Below are 23,219 nucleotides of genomic sequence, written 5' to 3' on the forward strand. Positions count from 1 at the left end.
TTAGGTCACGTCCCCCATCTCGGTTTGGATCCTTATGCTCAACGAGCTCTACCATAGCCTCAGCCCTGTCGCCTTCGAGCTGGGGCCCCTCGTGGTGCGCTGGTACGGCCTTGCCTACCTCGCGGCCTTCGTTGTGGGCGGCCTCGTCATCGGGCGCATCGTCAAGCGCTGGTCGCTCGACCTGTCGGCAGACGACATCATGACCGGCGTCATCGGCGTGGCCTTCGGCGCCATCATCGGCGGCCGCCTGGGCTACGTCCTGTTCTACGGCGCCGGCTACTATTGGGCGCACCCGCTGGAGATCCTCGCCTTCTCCCAAGGGGGCATGAGCTTCCATGGCGGCCTTGTGGGTGCCATTTTGGGAGGCATCATTGCGTGCCGCCCGTTTCACATCTCCGTGGCAACCTTTTGCGACCTCGGCGTCATTGTGGCCCCCATCGGCCTGTTCTTCGGTCGCCTGGCCAACTTCGTCAACGGCGAGCTCTGGGGCAAGCCCACCGACCTTCCTTGGGGCGTGGTGTTCGAGACAGGCGGTGCCGTGGCGCGCCACCCCTCCCAGCTCTACGAGGCGTTTCTCGAGGGAATCGTGCTCTTTGCCATCCTCTACGCCCTGTCGCGCAAGCTCCCGCCCAGGCCCCAGGGCACGTTTCTCGGCTGGTTTCTCGTGCTTTACGGGTGTTTTCGCATCCTTGTGGAGTTCGTTCGCGTGCCCGACGCCCAGCTCGGCTACCTTTTTGGCCCCATCACCATGGGGCAGGTGCTGAGCTTGCCTTTGGTGGCCGCAGGTGTTGCCGTGCTGGTATGGGCCCACAAGACCAGGCGTCCCCAGCGGGGCCACACCTACGACACGACCCAAGGTGCGGACCGCCCCGTTGATTAGGGGCAAAACGGAATAGTCCAGTATTCGTTTCTTGTGATACCTTGATAGATGCTGATACGCGCATTCGGAAGGGGCGGGAAGCGCTGTGGATATGGGCAGGAAGAGGACTGCCGCAGCAGCCACTGCGGCTTTGGCTTTGGTCTGGGGTCTGGGGTCGGCTGCCCCCGCCGTTGCCGAGGATGCCTCCGACCTTTCCCTGACGACCGCCCCGGCCGCCCCCTTCAGGTCAGACGGGGCTTCGGCGGCCGTGCCCGCCCCCAGCGTCCCCTCGGCCGCTGGGGGCCCCACGACTCCGGCGGTCCCCGATGCCGGCGGCTCCGACCCCGGTTCTGCCCCCGACCCAAAGCCGTCGTCGGTCTCGCTTTCCGCCTCGGTCGCGCTGCCGGACGGCGCTCCCGCTGTCGGGACCGCGTCCGTGACCCTCTCGCGCGACGGCTCGCCGGTCCAGACCGTGGCCGTCGGCCCGGATGGCGTCGCGACCTTTGCCCTCCAGGGCTTTGACGCCCCGGGCAGCTATGCCTACACGCTTGCCATGGCCCCCGCTTCCGATTCCGCGGTGGCTGTGGACCCACGCACGGTGGCCGTGGTCGTCACCGTGTCCGTGTCGGACGATGGCTCTTCGCTTGTGGCGTCGATCACCTACGACGGGTCCGACCGGACCCCGGTCTTTCGCTGCACCTACGTGCCCGGTTGGGAGGGGGAGGGCGCTTCTCGCCGCTACCGGCTTTCCGATGGCACCTACGCCGTCTCTCGCTGGCTCGACGTCGACGGGAGCCGCTTTGCCTTTGACGCCGCGGGGCACGTGCGCCGCGGCTGGTACGACGACGGCGGCAAGCGCTACTTCCTCGACGCGGCCACGGGGGCCATGCGCACGGGATGGCTCGACGAGGCCGGTCAGCGCTACTACCTTGACCCATCCACGGGGGCCATGGCATCTGGCTGGGTCTCCGTGGGCGGCAAGCGCTACTTCATGCGTACCGCGAACACCTGGGGCCCCGTCGGCTCCATGGGGAAGGGCTGGCTTGTCGACGGCGGCAAGCGCTACTTCCTCGACCGTGCGAGCGGTGCGGCTGCCACCGGATGGCAGGCCGACGGCGGTCATCGCTATTTCTTTGACAGGACCACGGGCGCCATGGCCACGGGTTGGCTCGATGACGGAGGCCAGCGCTATTGGCTCCGCACGTCCGACAGTGCCTGGGGTCCGGCGGGAACCATAGGCTCCGGTTGGCTTCATGAGGGCGGCCACTGGTACTTCTTGCGCCGCGTCGGAAGCGCTTGGGGACCTCAAGGGTCCCTGGGAACGGGCTGGCTCACGGACAGCGGCCAGACTTACTTTCTGCGCCGTGAGGACAACCAGTGGGGCCCCAAGGGCTCCATGGGCGTGGGCTGGCTCAACGAGGGCGGGCGTTACTACTTCTTGCGCCGCGCCGGCAGCGCTTGGGGGCCGCAGGGCTCCATGGGCCGCGGCTGGCTCTCTGATGGCGGCAAGGACTACCTGCTCGACCGCTCCTCCGGCGCCATGTGCGTGGGCTGGGCCCGCGACCGCGGCGCGTGGTACTACCTGGGTGGCTCGGGCGCCCTCGACCCGTCCCATCCCGGCAAAGAGGGGTGGCAGAACCCTGCCGGCTACTACCAGGTCTCCTGTCGCAACGTGAATCTGGGCCTCTCGGCATCGGTGGCGCGGGGCTATTACGTGACCCCGTCAAGGATCTCTCCCTACGCGTCCAGGGCCGACTGCGTAAACGCCTTCGTGCAGCGGGCCAACGAGTATGTCGGCACGCCCTATATGTGGAACTACTCCGACCGCCCCGGCGTGGGCGTGGACTGCATCGGCTTGGTCTATCAGTGTGCCTATGCCACCGGCATGTCCATGGGGGAGTACAACCCCTACAACCACTGGATTACCGGCCCCAACGGCTGGCACAGCCATGACGCCAACAACGTTTGGGCCAATGGGAAGATGCAGCGTCTGCCCATTGGGTCCCGCCAGCGCGGCGACCTGGTGTTCTGGCCCGGACACGTGGCCATCTACATCGGCGGCGACCGCATCATAGAGGCGTGGCCCGGCACCGGTGTGCGCGTTGCGAGCCTGTGGGCCCACAGCACGCCCCGCGGCGTGGGCAGGCTCTACATCTAGCGGGCGCTTTTGCCCGGAGGGCCAAAGATGTCCCTCATTTGCAGGCGCGCTGCAGCTTTTGGTCTAAAGTGAGGACAACCGCAGGAGACGAGAGGAGTCCCATGGATGTGCGCACGTCGCCGCGCCGGGTCGCGGCACTGGTCGCTTCGGCCCTTTTCGTTCTTGGATGCGTGGCCCCGTCTGCGGCCTTGGCACTTGACGTCCCGGCCGCAGCTGAGAAGCCGGCGGCAACCGAGCCTGACGGCGAGAGCGGCGGAGCCCTTCCCGGCGCCGGAGCCGGTACCGATGTGTCCGGCGGCACCTCTCAAGAGCCCCCTGCGGCCGTGACGCCCGATCCGGTCTCGGTGTCGCTTTCGGCCCGTGTGACCCTGTCGGGGCGCGCCCTTGCGGCAGGGGAGCTTTCCGTTGAGCTCCTTCGCGACGGCACCGTCGTTCAGAAGGCCCCGTGCGCCGCTGACGGCACTGTGGTCTTTGCGCCCGTCGTCTTTACCGAGAAGGGGACGGCAGCCTTTGCCCTTCGCATGGCTCCTGCCACCGTTGCCGGTGTCACGGTGGACGACAAGACCGTGCCTGTGGATGTGGCCGTGGAAGAGGCTTCCGGCGCCTTGGTTGCAAGCGTTGCCTACGACGGGTCCGCCGACGCCCCGGTGTTCTCCAACGTGTATCGGCACCCGGCCGGCTGGGAGGGCCAGGGGCAGTCGCGCCGCTACTACCTCGCCGACGGCACCTATGTGGTAGACGCTTGGCACACCGTCGACGGTCTGCGCTACCGCTTTGACGGCGATGGGCACCCTCGCACCGGTTGGTACGACGAGGGCGGCAACCGCTACTATCTCGACCCTTCCACCGGGGCCGCCCGCACCGGCTGGCTCGACCTTGCCGGCCAGCGCTTCTACCTCGACCCTGCGTCGGGCGCCCTGAAGGTGGGCTGGGCGGACGTGGACGGCCAACGCTTCTGGCTGCGCCGTTCGGACAACGCCTGGGGCCCCAAGGGCTCTGTCGGCTCCGGTTGGCTCACCGAGAACGGCCAGACCTACTTCCTGCGCCGCGCCAACAGCCCGTGGGGCCCCAGAGGCTCCATCGGAACAGGCTGGCTCACGGAGGGCGGCCAGACCTACTTCCTGCGCCGCGCCGACAGCCAGTGGGGTCCCAAGGGCTCCATCGGCTCTGGGTGGCTCTCTGATGGCGGCCACTGGTACTTCCTGCGCCGCGCCAACAGCCCGTGGGGGCCGCGAGGGTCCATGGGCCGCGGCTGGCTCAACGACGGCGGCACGTGGTACCACCTGTCCGGCTCCGGCGCCATGGACACCGGATGGCTTGCTAGCGGTGGTCGCTGGTACTGGCTCTCTGCATCGGGCGCTATGGCTACCGGCTGGGCGAAAGTGGGCGGCTCTTGGTACTATCTCGATTGGCCTAGCGGCGCCATGTGGGCCAACCGCTGGGTCTCGGGCATCTATTGGGTGGGCTCGTCGGGCTCCATGGCCACCAACGCGTGGGTGGACGGCGGCCGCTACTGGGTGGATGGCTCCGGTCGCTGGACGCGCGGGGGCGCCCCCGGCTCCATGGGCGGCCGGGCCCAGGGCTACTCGAGCCCCACTCCCTACCTCATCCTCGTGGACAACGGCGCCAACCGCGTGGGCGTCTACCGCGGCGGCCGCGGCAGCTGGACCGAGGTGCGCTCCATGGCGTGCAGCTGCGGCAAGCGCTCCACGCCCACGGTGAGGGGCACGTTCTCGGTGGGCTCGCGCGGCTACTCCTTCGGCGAGAACAAGGGCTACAGCTGCTACTACTGGACGCAGTTCTATGGCGACTATCTGTTCCACTCCATCCTGTACAACCCCTACTCCCACGTGGTGCAGGACGGCCGGCTGGGCGCCGGCCTCAGCCACGGGTGCGTGCGCTTGGCCATCGGCGACGCCAAGTGGATATACGACACCATCCCCCGGGGAACCACGGTGGTCTCCTACTAGGAGGGGACAAGGGGAGACAAGGTACCAGGTTGTTTTGTCATCCCAAAGGTGTAGGGGCTTTCTGCCGTAGCGGGCTTCCTGGAAAGGTTTCTGGGAAGCAGGGGTTTGCCTGTTGGTGGGGGCTCCCCGCTGTCGCCCTCGGGGAGAGGGGGCTTCCCGATGCGCTTGTCGGGAAGGGATGGGCCCCTTGGGACCTCCCCGAAACCGTTGCTGGGGATTCGTCGGTGAAAGGGGCTGCCGGCGAGGGGGGTACCGCAGATTGCGAAAAGGGTGACAAAACAACCTGGTATCTTGTCTGGGCGTAGCTGCTACCCTAGGGTCTCGACGGAAACGGGGAGGCTTTGTGGCAGGCGCAGGAGCAAGGATCGTTGCGGGCCCTCGGCCTCACCCTGCCGTTCGCGCCCTCTGGGCCGCCTGCTGCCTCGCTGCGGCCATGGGCACGTTCGAGCCCGTGGTGCTGGGCCTTTCCCTAGGCTTTGCTGTCCTGTCCTCCTTTGTCTGGCGTGGAGTGCGGGCCACAGGCCGCACGTTGGCGACAGCCGTGCCCCTCATGGTGCTGGTGGCCGCAGTGAACCCGCTGCTGTCCCAGACGGGGCAGACAACCCTTTTTTCCTTTGGCCCCGTGGCGGTGCGCCTTGAGGCGGTGGCCTGGGGCGTTGCCATGGGGGCCATGCTGGCAGGCGCGCTGACCTGGTTTGCGGTGTGCTCCGCCATCCTGCCTGCCGACGACCTCCGCGACCTGCTCGGCAACGTCGTGCCCACCTTGGCCCTTGCCGTCTCCATGGTCATGCGGCTCGTGCCCGAGCTTTTGGGTCGGGCCCGCGCCTCTCGCGATGCCCGGGGCGCTTGCACGTGTGCAGGGTCGCCCAGCGCTGCGTCGAGCTTCAGCCGCGGCGTGGAGCAGGTGGGCGCCATGGTCATGTGGGCCCTGGGCGAGTCGGTGGAGAGGGCCTCGTCCATGGCGTCGCGCGGCTGGGGGGCAGGGCGGCGCACCCATTGGCGCCGCGCGCGCTGGACCGTCGGTGACTGGCCCTCCCTGATTACCGTGGCCGCCATCTCGGCGGCAGGAGTGGGCTACGCTTTGTGGCTCGGCTCACTTTGGACCTATGCGCCGCGGATGTCTGTGCCGGGGCCTGCCGCGGCCTACGGGCCCGTGGCGCTTCTCTTTGCATGGCCGTGTCTTGCGGCCGCGGCAGAGGTCTTTCTGTCAAGGAAGGAAGGCGGGAGATGACCGAGCTTGACGAGACGGGCGTCCCGGCCGTGGAGTGGGCAGACGTCGCGTTCTCCTATCCCGCAGACGACCCCGCAGGCGGCGTGGCCCCTCTCGGCTCCTGGGGCGAGCCAGTGCTGCGCGAAGCCTCGCTCTCGGTGCCCCAAGGCGCCTTCTGCCTTTTGTCGGGCGCCACGGGCTCGGGCAAGTCGACGCTTCTGCGGCTGGCAAAGCCCGAAGTCGCCCCGGTGGGCCGGCTGTCCGGGTCCGTGGAGGTGCTGGGCCGACCGGTGGGCAGTCTTTCGGTGCGCCAGTCTGCCTGCGCCCTCGGCCTTGTGACGCAGGACGCCTCTGCGCAACTCGTGTGCGACACCGTGGGAGACGAGCTTGCCTTTGCTCTGGAGAACCTCTCCATGGCGCCCGGCGCCATCGGTCGGCGCATGGCTGAGGCGTGCTGCTTCTTTGGCATCGACGGCTGGCTGCACACGCCGATCTCCGAGCTTTCCGGCGGCCAGCGACAGCTGGCCGTGCTCGCCGCTGCCATGGTGCTGCGGCCCCGGGTGCTTTTGCTCGACGAGCCCACGGCCCAGCTGGACCCGGTGGCCGAGCGCGCGTTCCTTCACGGGCTGTTCCGCGTGAACCGGGAGCTGGGCGTCACCGTGGTGGTGGCCACGCATCATGCCGCCCCTATGACGCCCTATGCGACCATGGCCGTGGAGGTGGTTGCGGGAGAGGTGCGCCCGGTGCCCGTGGACGCCCTGGCCGAGGAGCCTTCCACCCCCTGCGAACTGTCGCTGCCCGGGGAGCCGGCCCTCGTGGTCCGGGACCTGTGGGCCCGCTACGACGCTCGATGCCCCTGGGTGCTTTCAGGCTGCGGGCTGGAGGTGCGCTCCGGGGAGGTCAGGGCTCTCGTGGGCGGCAACGGCAGCGGTAAGTCGACGCTGATAAAGGCGCTGGCGGGCATCGTGCGGCTCCGGCGGGGAAAGGTGGCGGACGCCGGGGCCGACCGGCGAGGCTACGTGCCCCAGGACCCGAGGGAGGTGCTGGGCTCAGGCACCGTGGGCCAGGAGCTCATGGCCTGGGCGCCCGGGGCGGGCTTCTCGGAAGCAGACGCCCGCGCCATGGCGGTGTCCACAGGCCTTCTCGGTTTGTGGGACCGAGATGCCGCAGAGCTTTCCGGTGGCCAGCGCCAGCTGTTGGCCGTGGCAAAAGTGCTTCTGTGCCGGCCGCGCACGCTGCTTCTGGACGAGCCCGTGAAAGGGCTCGACGCCGCGGCCCGCGCCACGGTGGCGCGGCTTGTGGCCCTGGCGGCCCGCGAAGGCGCAGCGGTGGTGGTGGCCACCCACGACCTGGCCTATGCCCGCGATTGCTGCACCACGGTGTCCATGGTCTTCGACGGCGCCCTGACCGGCACGGCCCCGGCATCGGAGTTCTTCGCCGAGTCGGTCTTCTTCTCCTGACGGGCGCCTTACGGGGCCGGTCACGCCTCCGTGTCGTTCGTGGCGCTCGCGGCCTTTCCCTCCACGGCCGCCTCGCCGTCCACCCGGCCGATGAGGCGCGTCACGACGGGCACGGCCACCGTGGTGAGGGCGGCGGCGAACACGAGCACGTTGGCCATGTGGTGCGTCATGTCGCCGGCCTCCACGGCCACCGACGTCATGGCCACGACGGTGGACATGGCGGTGCAGGAGTAGACGGCCACGTTGACGCGGCGCAGCGGCGCCATGGACCGCGTCTCGGGCGCCAGCGAGAGCGACACGAGGCAGGGCACGCCGCGCACGAGGATGAGCAGGCAGATGAAGCCCAGGATCACGAGGGGCTCCGAGCCGCCCTCGAAGATGTCGATGGAGGCGCCCGACATCACGAAGCAGACCGGGATGAAGAATCCGTTGACCACGGCCTGGACCATGGGCATCACGGTCGTGTCGCCCTCGCCCACGAGCTGCCGCAGGATGAAGCCGGCGGCAAAGCCGGCCACGATCATGTCGGCGCCGAGGATGACGCCCAGGGCCACGAACCCCACGAGCACGCAGATCACGAGGCGCAGCATCATCTGACCGGAGCCGCTGCCGTCGCGCACGAAGGAGTCCAGGCGCGTGCGGCGCTCCTCCTCGTGGCGCGCGAGCCGGGCGCTGACCAGCGCCAGCACCACGAAGAGCCCGATGATGCCCAGCTCCACGAGGGGGGAGCGCTCCTCCAGGAGCAGGGCCACGGCCATGACGGGCAGCAGCTCGCCGGTGGCGCCGTAGGACTCCACGATGCGGCCCATGGGGGTGTCGAGGGCGCGGCGCTCCTTGAGGATGCCCTCCACCTTGGAGAAGGCCGTGGACGTGAGCGAGATGGCGAACGCCACGAGGGCCCTCCAGGAGAAGTCGAACGGCAGCGCCCAGGCCACGAGCAGGCCGAGGGCGAGGCTCGCCAGCCAGGAGAGGGCCGCATGGCGCCCGGTGGTGCCGAGCACCTCCTCGGGGGCGAGGCCGTAGCCGCCGATGAGGAACAGGAACGCGAGGCCCAGCTGGCGCAGGAGCGGCAGCCCCGGCGCCGCGGGGTCGATGAGGTGCGCCCCGTGGGGGCCGAGGAGCGCGCCCAGGATGAGGATGAACGCGCTCGCCTGCAGCCACCTTCCGGGGACGAGGTCGGCCAGGAAGGGGCCGACGAACGCCACGAGGCAGATGACGGCCAATGAGAAGAGCGACGTTGCCATGGACATGCCTTAGGACTCGGTGTGGTTTCATGGGGCGGGGCCCCGATGGGCTCCGACGGTCTGTACCCAGGGAAGGGGGTCGCCATGGTCATGGACGGCGAGGGCGCGGCGCCGGGAGGCCCCGCGGGCGCCCGCCGTGCCCGGGGGCGCGCCCTGGAGGCCGCCTGCCTCGCGGCGCCCCCGGCGGTGCTCGTGGCCGCCGTGCTCGCCGGCGGGGCGTGGGCCGTTCCCGCCCTGGCGGTGGCCGCCGCGTCGGTGGGCCTGGTGCTTGCCGGCTGGGAGCGCTCGGTGCCGGCGCTCCGCCAGCTCCTGCCCGCGGTCACGCTCGCGGCCGCCGCCACGGCGGGCCGCATCCTCCTCGCCGCCGTGCCCGACGTGAAGCCCGTCTCCGCCGTCGTAATCCTCTGCGGGGCGTGCCTGGGGCGGCGCCCGGGGTTCCTCTGCGGGGCGCTCGCCGCCCTGGCCTCCAACCTCTTCTTTGGCCAGGGCATGTGGACCCCCTGGCAGATGTACGCCTGGGGCCTCATGGGCTACGTCGCCGGCGCCCTGGCGGACCGCGGGCTCCTCGCCCGCCGGGGGGCGCTCTGCGCCTACGGGTTCCTCTCGTGCATGGCCTACGGGGCGGTCCTCGACGCCTACACCGCCGTGGGGTTCGTGCGACCGCTCACCGCGGCGTCGCTCCTCGGCTGCTGGGCGGCCAGCATCCCGTTCGACGTGGTCCACGGCCTGTCCACCGTGGCCTTCCTCCTGGCCGTGTGGGTGCCGTGGGGGCGCGCCATCCGCCGCACCGTGACGCGCTACGGCCTCCGCTAGGGCCGCCCGGGGCAGGGTCCCCATGTGATGGGGGAGTGCACGGCGGTTAGGCTGCGCGGGCCCGTGGTATCCTTCGTAAGGTTATGCGTCACCGTCGTGCCGGCGGGACGCGGACGTTCGATCATGTGGCGCAGCGGTGCGCCCGTCGAGAAGGAGTTTGCATGTCCGGACACTCTAAGTGGGCCACCACCAAGCACAAGAAGGCCGCCATCGACGCCAAGCGCTCGGCGCTCTTCTCCAAGCTCTCGCGCAACATCACCGTTGCCGCCAAGCTCGGTGGCGACCCCAACCCGGACAACAACGCGTCGCTCGCCGCCGCCGTCGCCCGCGCCCGCATGGTCTCCATGCCCAACGCCAAGATCAAGGCCGCCATCGACAAGGCCTTCGGCGCCGGCGCCGACGCCGCCGTCTACGAGAACGTGACCTACGAGGGTTACGGCCCCGCCGGCGTCGCCGTCTACGTGGAGTGCCTCACCGACAACCGCAACCGCACCGCGGCCGACGTCCGCTCCGCCTTCTCCCACGCCGGCGGCAACCTGGGCACCTCCGGCTCCGTGGCCTTCCAGTTCGAGCGCAAGGGCTCCATCGCCGTGGACAAGGTCATCAAGAGCGAGGAGAAGAAGGTCGCCGACCGCGAGAACGCGGTGGACGAGGACGAGTTCATGATGGCCGTGGCCGAGGCCGGCGGCGACGACTACGAGGACGCCGGCGAGCAGTGGATCGTCTGGACCGCCTACGACAAGATGCAGGACGTCCAGAAGGCCCTCGAGGCCCAGGGCATCGAGGTCAAGGGCTCCGAGCTCACCATGGTGCCCACCACCCCCACCCAGGTGACCGTGGCCGACGCCAAGAAGGTCCAGCGCCTCGTCGACCGCCTCGACGAGCTGGAGGACGTGCAGAACGTCTACAACACCATGGAGATGACCGACGAGATCGTCGCCGCCCTCGACGAGGAGTAGCGCGGCCGGTCCCGCACCGGCCCCGGCGGCCCGCGGCCGTCGGGGCCTTCCTGCACCCGTCGAGGAGGGCGCGATGAACGGATTCAAACGGTTCTGCCTGGTCGTGTTCGCCGTCTGCGGGACGCTCGCCCTGGCGGCGCTGCTCCTGCCGTGGGTCGGTCCCTGGACCGTCGAGGCCGCGGGCCTCATCTCGCTCGACTGGTACCTCTTCCTCGTCGAGCTCTTCGCGCTGGTCTGCGCCGTCGGCTTCGTGTGCGCCGTCGTGGTGGCCGTGCGCTCCAAGCGCCCCTCCGACATCGAGGTCTTGGACGGCGACGGCGGCCGCGTCTCCATCGCCCGCTCCGCCGTGGCGAGCCAGGCCACCTATCTCGTGGAGGCCGACGGCACCTGCGTGGCCGCCAAGGTCGTCGTCGACGTGCGTCACGACACCGTGGACGTCGCTGTGTGGGTGGAGCCCTACCGCTCCCTGGACGTGCGTGCCGAGGCCGAGAGCCTGCAGGGGCGCCTGCGCCAGGGGCTCGAGGTGCTCGTGGGCGACCGCCTGGGCGACATCACGCTGCGGTTCCTGGAGCCCCGCCAGACCTCCGACATCACGCCGGGCCGGGATGTGCACGACGCCCGCGGCGCCGACGGCGCCTACGTTCCCACCGCCGTCCACGAGGCCGACCGCGCCGCACGCCACGCGTCCGGCGCCGCCCCCGAACGCCCGCAGGACTTCGGCGTGGCCGTGCCCATGAAGGGCCACGGCGCGCCCGTGCAGCCCTCGGCGGCCGACGACGACGCCCCGTCCGCCGTGTCCGTGAGGGTGGAGCCCTCCGGGTCCCGGAAGGGGGTCGAGACCGATGGCTGACAAGAACGCCGCCCCGCGCGTCACCGTGGAGGTCGACGGCGTCGACGTCGACGTCAGGGACGCCCCCACGTCCGATCCGCGCGCCTCCGGCGCCGAGGCGCGCCGCCGCGCCGCGGCCGCCCGCGACGCCGCCGCCACCTGGGTGGACGGAGCGTTCCCCGGGCACCGCAACGCGGTGCTCTTCGGCGTCCTGGGCTTCGTCTGCGCCCTGCTCATCTTCTGGATCGGGTTCTTCCAGGCGCTGCTCGTGGCCGTCTTCGTGGTGTGCGGCGTGGCCTTCGGGCAGTGGCTCGACGGCGACCCCCGCATCGTGAACGGCGTCAAGCGCCTGCTCGGACCCGGCAACGACCCCCGCTGACCCGTCCCCGGCAGAGACAAGGAGCTAGATCATGGCAACCAAGAAGAGCCAGGTACCCACCGACGCTGCCGGGACCGACGCCCGCACTGCCGCGCCGGCCCCCGCGGACTCCTCGATCATGCGCGTCGAGGTGGCCCCCCTGGCCGAGACCGACGCGGACGACGACCTCGTGGAGGACGTGGACTCCGAGGACTCCCTCACCTTCTCCAACGGCGTCATCGAGAAGATCGTGGCCATCGCCTGCCGCGACGTCCCGGGCGTCTGCGGCATGAAGGGCGGCTTCTTCAAGCGCGTGCAGGAGACCTTCACCGGCACGGACCCCACCAAGGGCGTCTCCGTGGAGGTCATGCAGGACAACTCGGTGCGTGTGAACATCTCCATCCTCATGGAGTACGGCGCCTACGCCCCGCAGGTGTTCGAGGACGTCAAGAAGGCCGTCATCCGCGAGCTCTCGTCCATGACGGGGCTCGAGGTCTCCGGCGTGAACCTGCGCATCGAGGACGTCATCGCCCCCGGCGAGCTCGAGGCCGCCGAGGCCCAGGAGAGGGACTAGGGCCATGACCCTGCGCTCCTCCGTCGCCCGGGCGGCCGGCCGCGCCACCGCCTGGGGCCTGCGCTCCGTGCTGCACCGGAGCGCCTCCCAGCTGCCGGGCCGCGTGGGCCTGGCCATCGACCCCAACCTGCTCTCGGAGCTCTCCGCCAAGCTCTCGGACGGCGCCATCGTGGTCTGCGGCACCAACGGCAAGACCACCACCAACAACGTGCTCGCCGCCGCCGTGGAGGAGTCCGGCGCCACGGTGCTCTGCAACCGCGCCGGCGCCAACATGGAACCCGGCGTCACGGCCGCGCTGCTGCCCGGAAGGGGTGCCGACTGGGCCGTCATGGAGGCCGACGAGCTCTCCTGCGTGCGCATCCTGCCGGCGCTCAAGCCGCGCTACCTCGTGCTGCTCAACCTCTTCCGCGACCAGCTCGACCGCGCGGGCGAGATCGACCGCGTGCAGGACTCCATCGCCCGTGCGCTGGCGTCGTCCCCCGGCACGACGCTCGTGGCCTGCGGCGACGACCCGCTCTGCGCGGGCGTGGCCGAACGGCTCCACGGCTCCAACCCCTGCCTGTTCTTCGGCATCGACGAGGTCCTGGGGCTTCCCACCGACCGTGTGCCCGAGGCCCGGTTCTGCCAGGTGTGCGGCGCCGAGCTCGACTACGCCTACCGGCACTACGCCCAGCTGGGCGACTTCGCCTGCCCCAACGGCGACTTCTCCCGGCCGGAGCTCGCCTGGCGGGCCACCGGCGTAGAGGTGGGCCGCGAGGGGGTGGCCTTCGACGTCTCCGGCAGGGGCATCGACGGCTCCGTGCGCGTGCACGCGGGCTTCGGCGGCGTGTACATGGTCTACAACCTGCTGGCGGCCCTGGCCGGCGCCGTGCTTTGCGGCGTTGACCCGGCCACGTTCCAGCGGGCCCTCGACGGCTACCGCCCCGAGAACGGCCGCCTGCAGCACTTCTCCGTGGACGGCCGCGAGGTGGTGCTCAACCTCGCCAAGAACCCCACGGGCTTCAACCAGAACATCTCCCTCATGCTCGCCGACCCCCGGCCCAAGGCCGCGTTCTTCGTCGTCAACGACGACTACAACGACGGCAAGGACATCTCCTGGATCTGGGACGTGGACTTCGAGCGCCTGGGCGCGGAGGAGGCGCTCTCCCTCGTGGTCGGCGGCCACCGCGCCAACGACCTCCAGGTGCGCATGAAGTACGCCGGGCTGCCGGCGCCCATCGCCCTGACCGTGGCCGACGCCCTCGCCGCCCTCGGCGACCTCCCTGAGGGCCGACCCCTGTACGTGCTCACCAACTACTCGGCCCTCTGGCCCGCCAAGGCCGAGCTCGAGAGGATCGGTGAGCGCCGTGGTTAGGTCGCTGAACATCGTCCACCTGTACCCGGAGCTGCTCAACCTCTACGGCGACGGCGGCAACATCATCACGCTGACCAAGCGCCTGGAGTGGCGCGGCCTCGGGGCCTGTGTGGCCGAGGTGGCCATCTCCGACACCCCCACGTTCGCCGACGCCGACATCGTCTTCATCGGCGGCGGCTCCGACCGCGAGCAGGCCATCGTGTGCGAGCACCTCCTGGAGCGCAGGGCCGAGCTCTCGTCCTTCGTGGAGGACGGCGGCGTGCTCCTGGCCGTCTGTGGCGGCTACCAGCTGCTGGGCCACTCCTACGCCATGGGCGACGACGTGCTCGAGGGCCTGGGCCTCGTCGACATGGAGACCCGCCGCGGCGCCCCGCGCCTCATCGGCAACGTGGCGGTGGAGAGCCCCGTGTCGCCCCAGCCCGTGGTGGGCTACGAGAACCACGGCGGCCGCACGACCCTCGGCGAGGGCGTGGAGCCCCTGGGCCGCGTGGTCTTCGGTCACGGCAACGACGGCGAGTCGGGGAAGGAGGGCTGCCTCTACCGGAACGTGCTGGGCACCTACGTCCACGGCCCGCTGCTGCCCAAGAACCCCGGCGTGGCCGACTGGCTGCTGTCCCGCGCCTTGGACAGGCGCTGCGGCGACGGCTCGCTGGACCCCCTGGACGACGCCGTGGAGCTGGCCGCCAACAAGGTCATGGTGGACAGGCTGCTCAGTGGCGAGGAGAAGGAGTAGCCGTCCCACCACCCGGACACTTTTGTCCCAATGGTCGGGCACTTTTGTCCCAACTTGACGCGTGGCGGGCCACGGCGGCCTCGTCGGTCTGTCCTGCCCTGCAGGAGGGCGCCCCAGAGGAGCGCCCCAAGGGCATCATCCCCCTATAGGGGCACCCTGTGCGGGGGACTTGCCCCGACACCCCGTTGAAGGGTGCCGCCTCACCCTTCAACGCCCTTTTGCGTGCGAGAAGTCCCCCTCCAGCTGGTCTTTGGTCCGACAGCGCGCTGGTGTGTGCCCTGCATCGGGCCCTTGTCGCAAGGGGCCGTCGTAGGGGGGCGCTTGAAGGGTGACCGAGCCCCCGGGGCCGCCTGTGGAGGGCCGTCGAGCCCGCAGGGCCGCCCGTGACGCCCCCGCCCGGCATGCGCGCGGGCACCTGACAGCCACGCCCCGCCGCCGGCGGCCGTCACCCCGCCAGGAAGTCCACCGCGAACTGCGCCGCCAGCCTCACGCCGTCCGCCAGCACCCTCTCGTCGGGGTTGTAGTGGCAGGAGTGCTGCGGCCAGCAGTGGTCGGTCCCCGTGGTGGAGCAGCCCAGGAACACGAAGCACCCGGGCACCTCGAACAGGTACTCCGAGAAGTCCTCGCCGGGCATGGACCCGCGGTACGAGACCAATGCCTCCTCGCCCAGCATCTCCCGGGCCGCCCGCCGGGCCACCTCGGTCACCGCCGGGTCGTTCACCACGGCCCAGCTTCCCAGGGTGTAGTCGGTCACGCGGGCCGAGCACCCGAAGGCCTCGGCCGTGTCCTCCACGATGCGCTTCATGAGCAGAGGCACCCGCGCGTGGACCTCGGGGTCGAACGTACGCACCGTGCCCTCGAGCCAGGCGCTCCCGGCGATGACGTTCCGGGCCGTGCCGCCGTGGAACTGCCCCACGGTGACCACCACGGGCTCGAACGGCGACACCTGCCGGCTCACCACGGTCTGCAGCTGCTCAACGATGGCGGCGCCGGCCACCACGGCGTCGGCCCCGCGGTGGGGGAGCGCGCCGTGGGCCGAGGTGCCGGTGACCTCCACGCGCCACCAGTCGGCGTTTGCCATGCGGGCCCCGGGCTCCACCGAGACCGTGCCGCTCGGTAGCTCGCTCCAGATGTGGCAGCCCCACGCCGCGTCAACGCCGTCGCACACGCCGGCCTCCACCAGCATGCGGGCTCCCTGGGAGCACTCCTCGGCGGGCTGGAACACCAGACGCACCTCCCCGGCGAGGAGGTCGCGGTTGGCCTGGAGCACGGTGGCGGCGCCCAGGAGCATGGCGGCGTGGCAGTCGTGGCCGCAGGCATGCATGAGGCCGGGGGAGAGCGAGGAGAACGGCAGCCCGGTGTCCTCGGCCACGGGCAGTGCGTCGATGTCGGCCCGGAGCAGCACGCGTCTGCGGGCCGTGCCGTCCTGCCCGTAGGCGCCGGGCGCCGTGCCCCGCACCGTGGCCACCACGGCGTTGGGGAGCGGCATGGCGTGCTCCACGCCCAGGGCCGCGAGCTGGGCCGCGACGGCCGCGGCGGTGCCGGTCTCCTCCAGGGAGGCCTCCGGGTGCGCGTGGAACCAGCGGCGCAGCCCGATCACCGCCCCCTCCACGGCGTCAGCGGCGGCCGTCACGCGGGCGGCGCCCCCACGGCCGGGGTCGGTGCCCGCTGGCGCGGCGGCGAGCGGGGCGGTGTCCAGGACGTCAGCGAGCGGGTCTGCGGCCATGGGTCCTCCTCGGGGTCGTGATGTCCCTAGGATAGCGCCCCCACGGCCGGCCGGCTGGGCTATACTCCAACCGAACGGGGGGCTGGCGCACGCCGGCTGAGATTGGGCCCATCGCGGCCCTGACCCGCAACCTGATCTGGGTAATGCCAGCGTAGGGACCACAGCGCTCGTGACACGAGGGTCCCGGTCGAGGCGGGGCCCTTTTTCTCCCCGCCGGAGAGGAGCGCGTATGCAGTGTGCCGTAGCCATCCAGGTCCTTCCCATGGACGCCGTCTCCGACGACGAGGTGGTGCGCATCGTCGACGAGGTCATCGACTACCTCAGGGCCCAGCCCGTGAGCCTGTTCGTGGGGCCGTTCGAGTCCACCGTCGAGGGCGACTACGACCTCTGCATGGACATCCTGAAGGCCTGCCAGGAGATCGCCGTCAAGGCCGGCGCCGGCAAGGTCATGACCTACGCCAAGATCGACGTCCGCGCCGAGGAGCCCATGCTCACCACGGAGCGCAAGGTGGGCAAGTACGCCGGCATCAACGCGCGCTTCGACGCCGACCATGCCTGATTCCCCCGCCCGTCGGGCCGCCGCCCCCGCCCGTGCCGAGAGGCCCGCGCCCGCCCACGCCACCGCCCGCCCGCGCCGCCGCTGGGTGGCGCCCACGATGGCCGTGGCCGTGCTGCTCGTCGCCTGGCAGGCCGTGGTGTCGCTGGGCGTCGTGCCGTCGTTCCTGCTGCCCGGGCCTGTGGACGTCGCCCGCGCCCTTGTGGACGACGCGCCGCTGCTCGCCTCCCACGCGCTCGTGACCATGGCCGAGGCCCTCGCCGGCCTCGCCCTGGGCGTGGCCGCGGGCTTCCTCATCGCCTGCGCCATGGAGCGCTTCGGCCCCCTCAGGCGCGCCCTCCGGCCCCTGGTCACCGTGAGCCAGACCATCCCCACCGTGGCCATCGCGCCGCTCCTCGTGCTCTGGCTGGGCTACGGCATGCTGCCCAAGGTGCTGCTCGTGGCCCTCACCACGTTCTTCCCGGTGACCGTGGCCCTGGCCGAGGGCTTCGCCTCGGCCGACCCCGACGCCTGCGACCTGCTCCGCACCATGGGCGCCTCGCGCCTCCAGGTGTTCCGCTACGCCAAGCTGCCGGCGGCCATGGGGTCGTTCTTCGGCGGCCTGCGCATCAGCGTTACCTACGCCGTGGTGGGCGCCGTGGTGGCCGAGTGGCTCGGCGGCTTCGACGGCCTGGGCGTCTACATGACGCGCGTGCGCAAGTCCTACTCCTACGACCAGATGTTCGCGGTCATCGCGATCATCTCAGCCCTGTCCCTCGCGCTCATGGCGGCCGTCGACGCGCTCGCGCGCCTGGCCATGCCCTGGCGCCGCCACGGAAGGAACCCCCAGCCATGACCGGCATCCCCCGTCGAACCCTGATCGAGACCGCCCTCCTCGCCCCCGCCGCCTGCGCCCTGGCCGCGTGCGCCGGTACGGGTGGCACTTCCGGCTCCGGCACCCCCGAGGACCCCGAGAAACTCACCTTCGTGCTCGACTACACCCCCAACACCAACCACACCGGCATCTACGTGGCCATGGAGAAGGGCTGGTACAGGGAGCAGGGCATCGAGCTGGAGGTCGTGCAGCCGCCCGAGGACGGCGCCGACGCCCTCGTGGGCTCCGGACGCGCCCAGCTGGGCATGGGCTACCAGGACGTCATGGCCAACTACCTGGGCAGCGACGACCCGCTGCCGGTGACCGCGGTCGCGGCCGTGGTGCAGCACAACACGAGCGGCATCATCTCCCGCAAGGGCGACGGCGTCACGCGGCCGGCGGCCCTGGCGGGTAGGCGCTACGGCACGTGGGACCAGGACGTGGAGAAGGCCATCGTGAGGAGCGTGGTGGAGACGGACGGCGGCGACTGGTCCCAGGTGGAGCTCGTGCCCGCCAACTCCACCGACGAGGTCACCGGCCTCAGGGCCGACCAGTTCGACGCCATCTGGTGCTTCGAGGCCTGGGCCGGGCAGAACGCCAAGGTCCAGGACTACCCCGTGGACTACTTCGCCTTCCGCGACATCGACCCGCGGTTCGACTACTACACGCCGGTCATCGTCGCCAACGACACCTTCCTCGCCGAGCAGCCGGACACCGTGCGGAGGTTCCTCGATGCCACGGCCAGGGGTTACCTCTACGCCTCCGAGCACGTGGACGAGGCCGCCGACATCCTCGTGGAGGCCGCCCCCGAGGTGGACCCCGAGCTCGCCCGCGCCTCCCAGGAGTACCTTGCCGACAAGTACGTGGCCGACGCCCCCCGCTGGGGCTACATCGACCCGGAGCGCTGGGCCTCGTTCTACACGTGGATGAACGACCAGGGCCTTACGGCGGAGAGGCTGGACCCCGAGGGCGGCTTCACGAACGACTACCTGCCCGGCGGTGAGTGACGTGGCGCCGGTCCTCGAGGCGCGCGGCCTCACGGTCTCCTGGGAGGGCATGGGGGTGCTGGACGACGTCTCGCTCTCCGTGGGCGCCGGCCAGCTCGTGTGCCTCGTGGGCCGTTCCGGCTCCGGCAAGTCGACGCTGTTCCACGCGCTGGCCGGGCTCTCGGTGCCCGACGCCGGCACCGTGCTCCTGGAGGGGGAGGACGTCACCGGGCACCCCGGCTCCGTGGCCTACATGCTGCAGAAGGACCTGCTCCTGCCCGAGCGCACCGTGCTCGACAACACCGCCCTGCCGCTCCTGCTCAAGGGCGTGCCCAAGGCCGAGGCCCGCACCCGGGCGTCGGGGAGGTTCGCCCGGTTTGGCCTCGAGGGCAGCCAGGGTCTCTACCCGGACCAGCTCTCCGGCGGCATGCGCCAGCGGGCCGCGCTCCTGCGCACCTGCCTCATGGACGACCCCGTGGTCCTCATGGACGAGCCCTTCAGCGCGCTGGACGCCCTCACGCGGCAGGACATGCGCGCATGGCTCCTCGACCTCGTGGACGCCGTCGGGCTCACGGTGCTGCTCGTCACCCACGACGTCGACGAGGCCGTGGCCCTGGCCGACCGCATCCTCGTGCTCCGGGGCGACCCCGCGGCCGGCGTGCCCTCCTCCGTCGCGGGCGAGGTGGACGTGGACTGTCCCCGGGCCGATCGCGCGGGGTTCGTGCTCACAGAGGCCGCCCTCGAGGTCAAGCGGGCGGTGCTCGCGCTGCTCTGAGGGCCGGGTGCGGCGGATGCGGGCGAGGGGCGTGGCGACGGCCGGGGCCGCCCCCCCGCGGCGCCCCGGCTACCCCTTGGCCCCGCGGTGGAAGATGCCGCCGCGGAAGCCCCGCTGCGAGCTGCGGTCGAGCGCGTCGTGGAGCTCGTCGTTCTCGGCGCAGGCCTCCTCGAGGCGCCGCTCGAGGTCGGCCACACGGTCGCGCAGGCCGGCGTTCTCGGTCTCCAGGCGGTCGTGGCCGTCGATGGCCACGGCGCAGGCCTCCTTGAGGCGGTCGCAGGTCTCCTCGAAGGTCCGGGCGCTCCTCACCAGGCGGATGGCCAGCACGCGGGAGTCGAGGTCGCGCCGGGTGGGCGTGCCCAGGGAGAGCGCTGAGACGAGCCCGTTCTCCCGGGTCACGCGCACGCTGCCAATGGACCACAGCTCGCCGTCCACGTTGTCGGCCGGCACGACGCAGGTGGCGAGGGCCACCTGCGCGGCGCAGCGCCGGTAGGCGGCCGTGCCCTCAAGGGGCTCGGAGGCCACCACGGCCACGGGCAGGCCGGCGGCGCGGGCCACGAGGGCGTCGTAGGCGCAGCGCTCGTCGCCGGCGAGCATCACGAGGGCGTCGGCCTCTGCGTCGGCGAGGGCCTTCTCGAGCGCTCGGGCGCGGTCGAGCACGCGGTCCTGGGGCGGGAGCGCCGCGTTGCCCGAGAGGCCCGAGGGGAGCGGACCGGCGGCGTCGCTCAGCACGGTGGGGGAGGAGCGCCTGGCGCCCAGGGCGTCGATGACATGCTTGGCGCGGGCCACGTCGTCCCCCGCGTGGAGCAGGAACGCCGGTCGGTGCACGCGGCCCCCCTCGAGGGCGAGGCCTTGGGCGGAGGCCAGCGCCACGGCGTAGGCCGCCACGTCGGCGTCGCCGCCGGCCACGGCGCCGCACACGTAGGGCGCGCCCCAGCTCTCGAGGAGGGCGTCGGCCGCCGCGGGCCAGTCCTCCACGCCCACGCGGTCGGGGAAGCACGCCACGGCCTCGCCGGCGAGCATGAGGGCCATGCCCTCCCAGTCGTCGTAGTAGCGCTCCCAGCGCTCGGTGCGGTTGAGGTACTCCACCACGACCTCGGCCGTGGCGCGGTTGGCGCACACCTGGCGGAATTCCTCGAGCGAGAGCGTGCCGCCCCCGTCGTCGGTGCAGATGGTGACCGAGCGGAGGTCGGGGCGCACGGTGAGGCGGGGGCAGAGGGTGGCCGCGAGGAAGCTCAGCACGGCCTCGTCACGGCTGGCCACGGCGCCGATGCCGATCTCCGCGAAGGCGCGGCGCACGAGCTCCGCTGAGAAGAGCCGGCCGCGGATCTGCACGGGCACCTGGCGCGTCACGAACATGGCGTCCACCACGTCGCGGCCCTCGAGGGTCTGCATGAGCGGGGAGACCACGCGGGCCACGGAGCCGGTGGTGCGGTCGTCGAAGACGTCGTCCGGGGTCACGCGGGCGGCGGAGAGGTCGCCGGTGTCGCCGGTGCGGGAGAGGGCGTCGGCCACGGTGGGGACGTCTGCGGGCACGGGCGCCGGCGCGCGGCCGGCGACGTACTCGACGGAAGGGACCACCACCTGGGCCTGGGCCTCATCGGCGGCCTCCACGAGGGAGGCGAGCGAGCGCGGCTCCAGGCGGTCGCCAGCGTCGGTGAAGACGATCCACCGGCCGCGGGACGCGCGCTGGCCCGAGCGGTACGACTCGAGGCGGCCGAGGGTGTCCGCGTGGCTCACCACGCGGACGGACGGGTCCTCGATGGCGGCCTCGGCCGCCACGCGGGCGGTGCCGTCGGTGGAGGCGTCGTCGACCACCACCACCTCGACGGTGGACGGGGCCTGGTCGAGGGCCGCCTTGACGGCGCGGCGGAGCGTGCGCTCGGCGTTGTGGGCACGGATGACCACGGAGACGTCGGGTTCCATGGGAGAGCCTCCTCGCTGGGTGTGTTTGGGGTGCGGGTGCGGGACGCCGGCCCTATCGTACCCCAGCGGGGAGGGGGAGCCGCCACCTCGGCGGCCCAGGGGACCCAAAACCCGGTGCGCCGGGCCGGGGAGCCCCATGGGTCACTCCTCGGCGGCCGGGTTCCAGGGTAGGCAGCCGGAGGCCACGAGCTGCCTGCGGAGCGCGCGGGCCTCCCCCTGGGCGGAGGCCAGGCGCGCCTGGAGGATGCTCACCTGCTCGCGCAGGCGCGCCACCTCGTCGGCGTCGGAGGCACGGGGCCCCATGGAGGAGTCGTCGTTGAGGCGCGGGTCGAAGAGCGGCAGCAGCGGTCCCTCCACCGCCGGTGCGGCGTCGCGGGGCGCGCCCTGCTCGAGGGCGTCGAGGAGTCGCGCGAGCCACGAGTCGCAGGTCTCGGACCCCTGGCGGGGCATCACGGCACCGCCGGTCGCGGCGCGCCAGAAGGGGGCGTCGACGGCCCTTGGGGGCGCGAGCACCGTGGCGGCTTGGGCGACGGCCACGAGGTCGTGCACACGGCCCGTCTCGCCGAGCGCCCACGCCAGCGAGGCGGGGACGCGCACGAGCACGGGGCGTCCGGACAGGCGGGCGACCATGAGGTCGAGGGGAAGCGCCGGGTCGCAGCAGAGCGTGCAGGCCACGGCGTCGGCGTCGTGCTCGTTGAGGACGGTGAGGAGGCGCCGTGCGCGCGGGAGGTACGACTCGCCGGGCTGCCAGTGCGGGAGCTCGAGCGTGGGTGCCACGGCGGCCCGATCGCGGTCGGCCAGGGGGACGGCCCTCACGGTCGAGTTGGCGAGGGCCAGCTCCATGGCCGGCCCCTCCGAGGCGGGCTCGTCGCCGGGGCCGATCAGCACCGCCAGGGCGCCCAGGGGCTCCGCGGGCCGCGGCTCGAGGGAGGATGAGCCCTGCACGGCGTCGAGGACGGCCGCGAGCGAGTCGGCGCACCAGGCCCCCACGGCATCTACGGCCTCGGCCACGGGGAAGGCCGAGCAGAGCGCGTCGAAGGCCGCGGCACGGGCGCGGGGCTCCACGTTGGCGGGGAACCCGTCGAGCAGGGGTCTCGTGAGGCGAAGCGAGAGGGCGCGGTACGTGCGTCTCCGCTCGTCCCAGGCGTCGTGGCGGGAGATGACCCGTCCGGCCGCCCGCAGGGCCTCGGCGGCGGTGCAGAGCTCGGTGAAGGCCCGGACGTCCATGGCGGCGTCCCAGGGGCACCCGGCCTCGGGCGGGGCCACGGGAGGGGTGTCGAGCGACGCCATGGCGGGCGCCTCGAGCGCCATGGAGAAGAGCGCGAGCGTGCCGCCGGCCCGGCAGGGGCCCGTGGTCGGCAGGCCGTCGAAGGAGCGGCGGGCGAGGCCCGTCTCGCAGAAGACGCCGTTGAGCTCCAGGGGCTGGCACGGGTCGTCGAAGAGCCGCGAGCAGGGGTCGGACGCACCCGCGGTCTCTGGCGAGAGGAGCGACGAGGGCACCACGAGGGGGGCGCCGGTACGGTCGGCGCAGCGGAGGGCCATGAGGCAGGCGTCCCGCTCGAGCCGGCGGTCGGCGTCGAGGAAACAGGCCCAGGGGGAGGCGGCCTCGGCGAGGCCCGCGGCACGCGCGGCCACGGACCCGCGGCGCCCCTCGAGCGTGACGACCGTCACCCGGGGGTCGAAGGAGAAGAGCAGGCACACGAGGCCCGTGGCGTCGTCGGAGGCGTCGTCGACGACGACCACCTGCACGGCGACGCCGGTCTGGGAGAGCGCGCTCTGGATGGAGCCGGCGAGGGTCTCTCCGGCGTTGTGGGCGGGAATCACGACGGTAATACGGGGCTTGTCCATGGTGCCTCGATTCCGGGGATGTCTTTCA

Annotated in this window: 20 protein-coding genes and 1 riboswitch; of the genes, 16 read left to right on the plus strand and 4 right to left on the minus strand. The window is 71.6% G+C overall.

Annotated features, from left to right (window positions below; genetic code table 11):
* The first annotated feature begins 34 nt into the window (after positions 1-34).
* From lgt to OR600_RS03450, 5 genes are all read left to right on the plus strand, one after another.
* A complete protein-coding gene (gene lgt, locus OR600_RS03430; RefSeq protein WP_135977730.1) occupies positions 35-880 on the plus strand; it encodes a prolipoprotein diacylglyceryl transferase in 846 nt (281 codons plus the stop codon).
* 415 nt (positions 881-1,295) lie between these two features.
* Entirely contained in the window at positions 1,296-3,017 is a 1,722-nt protein-coding gene (locus OR600_RS03435; RefSeq protein WP_251173874.1) for an NlpC/P60 family protein, read from the plus strand.
* Positions 3,018-3,340: 323 nt separating this feature from the next.
* Positions 3,341-4,987, plus strand: coding sequence for a L,D-transpeptidase family protein (locus OR600_RS03440; RefSeq protein WP_168354002.1), 1,647 nt, complete (start codon positions 3,341-3,343; stop codon positions 4,985-4,987).
* Between the two features lie 529 nt (positions 4,988-5,516).
* The gene (locus OR600_RS03445; protein ID WP_135977727.1) at positions 5,517-6,218 is read left to right on the plus strand and encodes an energy-coupling factor transporter transmembrane component T family protein; all 702 of its coding nucleotides are present in this window, start codon (positions 5,517-5,519) and stop codon (positions 6,216-6,218) included.
* A complete protein-coding gene (locus OR600_RS03450; protein WP_265590665.1) occupies positions 6,215-7,657 on the plus strand; it encodes an ABC transporter ATP-binding protein in 1,443 nt (480 codons plus the stop codon). The genes OR600_RS03445 and OR600_RS03450 overlap by 4 nt, the downstream gene beginning before the upstream one ends.
* Before the next feature lie 20 nt (positions 7,658-7,677).
* Here OR600_RS03450 and OR600_RS03455 read toward each other — a convergent pair whose 3' ends face one another.
* Positions 7,678-8,901: a cation:proton antiporter gene (locus OR600_RS03455; protein WP_265590667.1), complete on the minus strand. Its 1,224-nt coding sequence runs from the start codon at positions 8,899-8,901 to the stop codon at positions 7,678-7,680.
* 84 nt (positions 8,902-8,985) lie between these two features.
* Between OR600_RS03455 and OR600_RS03460 the strand changes: the two genes are divergently transcribed.
* The 7 genes from OR600_RS03460 (at position 8,986) to OR600_RS03490 (ending at position 14,521) form a co-directional block, all read left to right on the plus strand.
* Positions 8,986-9,714 carry an ECF transporter S component gene (locus OR600_RS03460; RefSeq protein ID WP_239652484.1) on the plus strand — a complete coding sequence of 243 codons (729 nt, stop codon included), beginning with the start codon at positions 8,986-8,988 and terminating at the stop codon, positions 9,712-9,714.
* Positions 9,715-9,875: 161 nt separating this feature from the next.
* Positions 9,876-10,673 (plus strand): YebC/PmpR family DNA-binding transcriptional regulator, encoded by a 798-nt coding sequence (locus OR600_RS03465; RefSeq protein WP_265590668.1) that lies wholly within the window; start codon positions 9,876-9,878, stop codon positions 10,671-10,673.
* 73 nt (positions 10,674-10,746) lie between these two features.
* Positions 10,747-11,523, plus strand: coding sequence for an Asp23/Gls24 family envelope stress response protein (locus OR600_RS03470; RefSeq protein WP_265590669.1), 777 nt, complete (start codon positions 10,747-10,749; stop codon positions 11,521-11,523).
* Positions 11,516-11,881 carry a DUF2273 domain-containing protein gene (locus OR600_RS03475; protein ID WP_135977721.1) on the plus strand — a complete coding sequence of 122 codons (366 nt, stop codon included), beginning with the start codon at positions 11,516-11,518 and terminating at the stop codon, positions 11,879-11,881. The genes OR600_RS03470 and OR600_RS03475 overlap by 8 nt, the downstream gene beginning before the upstream one ends.
* 31 nt (positions 11,882-11,912) lie before the next feature.
* Positions 11,913-12,434: an Asp23/Gls24 family envelope stress response protein gene (locus OR600_RS03480; protein WP_135977720.1), complete on the plus strand. Its 522-nt coding sequence runs from the start codon at positions 11,913-11,915 to the stop codon at positions 12,432-12,434.
* A gap of 4 nt (positions 12,435-12,438) precedes the next feature.
* Entirely contained in the window at positions 12,439-13,788 is a 1,350-nt protein-coding gene (locus tag OR600_RS03485; protein ID WP_265590671.1) for a MurT ligase domain-containing protein, read from the plus strand.
* Positions 13,781-14,521: a type 1 glutamine amidotransferase gene (locus OR600_RS03490; RefSeq protein WP_204407411.1), complete on the plus strand. Its 741-nt coding sequence runs from the start codon at positions 13,781-13,783 to the stop codon at positions 14,519-14,521. The genes OR600_RS03485 and OR600_RS03490 overlap by 8 nt, the downstream gene beginning before the upstream one ends.
* A 445-nt stretch (positions 14,522-14,966) precedes the next feature.
* On the opposite strand, the gene OR600_RS03495 is transcribed toward OR600_RS03490, so the two are convergent.
* Positions 14,967-16,247, minus strand: a complete 1,281-nt coding sequence (locus OR600_RS03495) for an amidohydrolase (protein ID WP_265590672.1) — start codon at positions 16,245-16,247, stop codon at positions 14,967-14,969.
* Between the two features lie 65 nt (positions 16,248-16,312).
* Positions 16,313-16,423: riboswitch (TPP riboswitch) on the plus strand.
* 53 nt (positions 16,424-16,476) lie between these two features.
* Between OR600_RS03495 and OR600_RS03500 the strand changes: the two genes are divergently transcribed.
* The 4 genes from OR600_RS03500 to OR600_RS03515 all read left to right on the plus strand — a co-directional run bounded on the left by OR600_RS03500 (position 16,477) and on the right by OR600_RS03515 (position 19,417).
* Positions 16,477-16,806 carry a thiamine-binding protein gene (locus tag OR600_RS03500; protein ID WP_251173816.1) on the plus strand — a complete coding sequence of 110 codons (330 nt, stop codon included), beginning with the start codon at positions 16,477-16,479 and terminating at the stop codon, positions 16,804-16,806.
* A 97-nt stretch (positions 16,807-16,903) separates the two neighbouring features.
* Complete coding sequence (locus OR600_RS03505) at positions 16,904-17,638, plus strand: ABC transporter permease (protein WP_135977803.1); 735 nt, start codon at positions 16,904-16,906, stop codon at positions 17,636-17,638.
* The gene (locus OR600_RS03510) at positions 17,635-18,663 is read left to right on the plus strand and encodes an ABC transporter substrate-binding protein (RefSeq protein WP_265590673.1); all 1,029 of its coding nucleotides are present in this window, start codon (positions 17,635-17,637) and stop codon (positions 18,661-18,663) included. The genes OR600_RS03505 and OR600_RS03510 overlap by 4 nt, the downstream gene beginning before the upstream one ends.
* Before the next feature lies 1 nt (position 18,664).
* Entirely contained in the window at positions 18,665-19,417 is a 753-nt protein-coding gene (locus OR600_RS03515) for an ABC transporter ATP-binding protein (RefSeq protein WP_265590674.1), read from the plus strand.
* Positions 19,418-19,486: 69 nt separating this feature from the next.
* Here the strand turns inward: OR600_RS03515 and OR600_RS03520 are convergent, their stop codons facing one another.
* Both OR600_RS03520 and OR600_RS03525 read right to left on the minus strand, forming a co-directional pair.
* A complete protein-coding gene (locus tag OR600_RS03520) occupies positions 19,487-21,343 on the minus strand; it encodes a glycosyltransferase family 2 protein (RefSeq protein ID WP_251173819.1) in 1,857 nt (618 codons plus the stop codon).
* Between the two features lie 141 nt (positions 21,344-21,484).
* Positions 21,485-23,191, minus strand: a complete 1,707-nt coding sequence (locus tag OR600_RS03525; protein ID WP_135977713.1) for a glycosyltransferase — start codon at positions 23,189-23,191, stop codon at positions 21,485-21,487.
* Positions 23,192-23,219: the final 28 nt, after the last annotated feature.

Origin of the sequence: Granulimonas faecalis (assembly GCF_022834715.1) — a bacterium.
GTDB lineage: Bacteria > Actinomycetota > Coriobacteriia > Coriobacteriales > Atopobiaceae > Granulimonas > Granulimonas faecalis.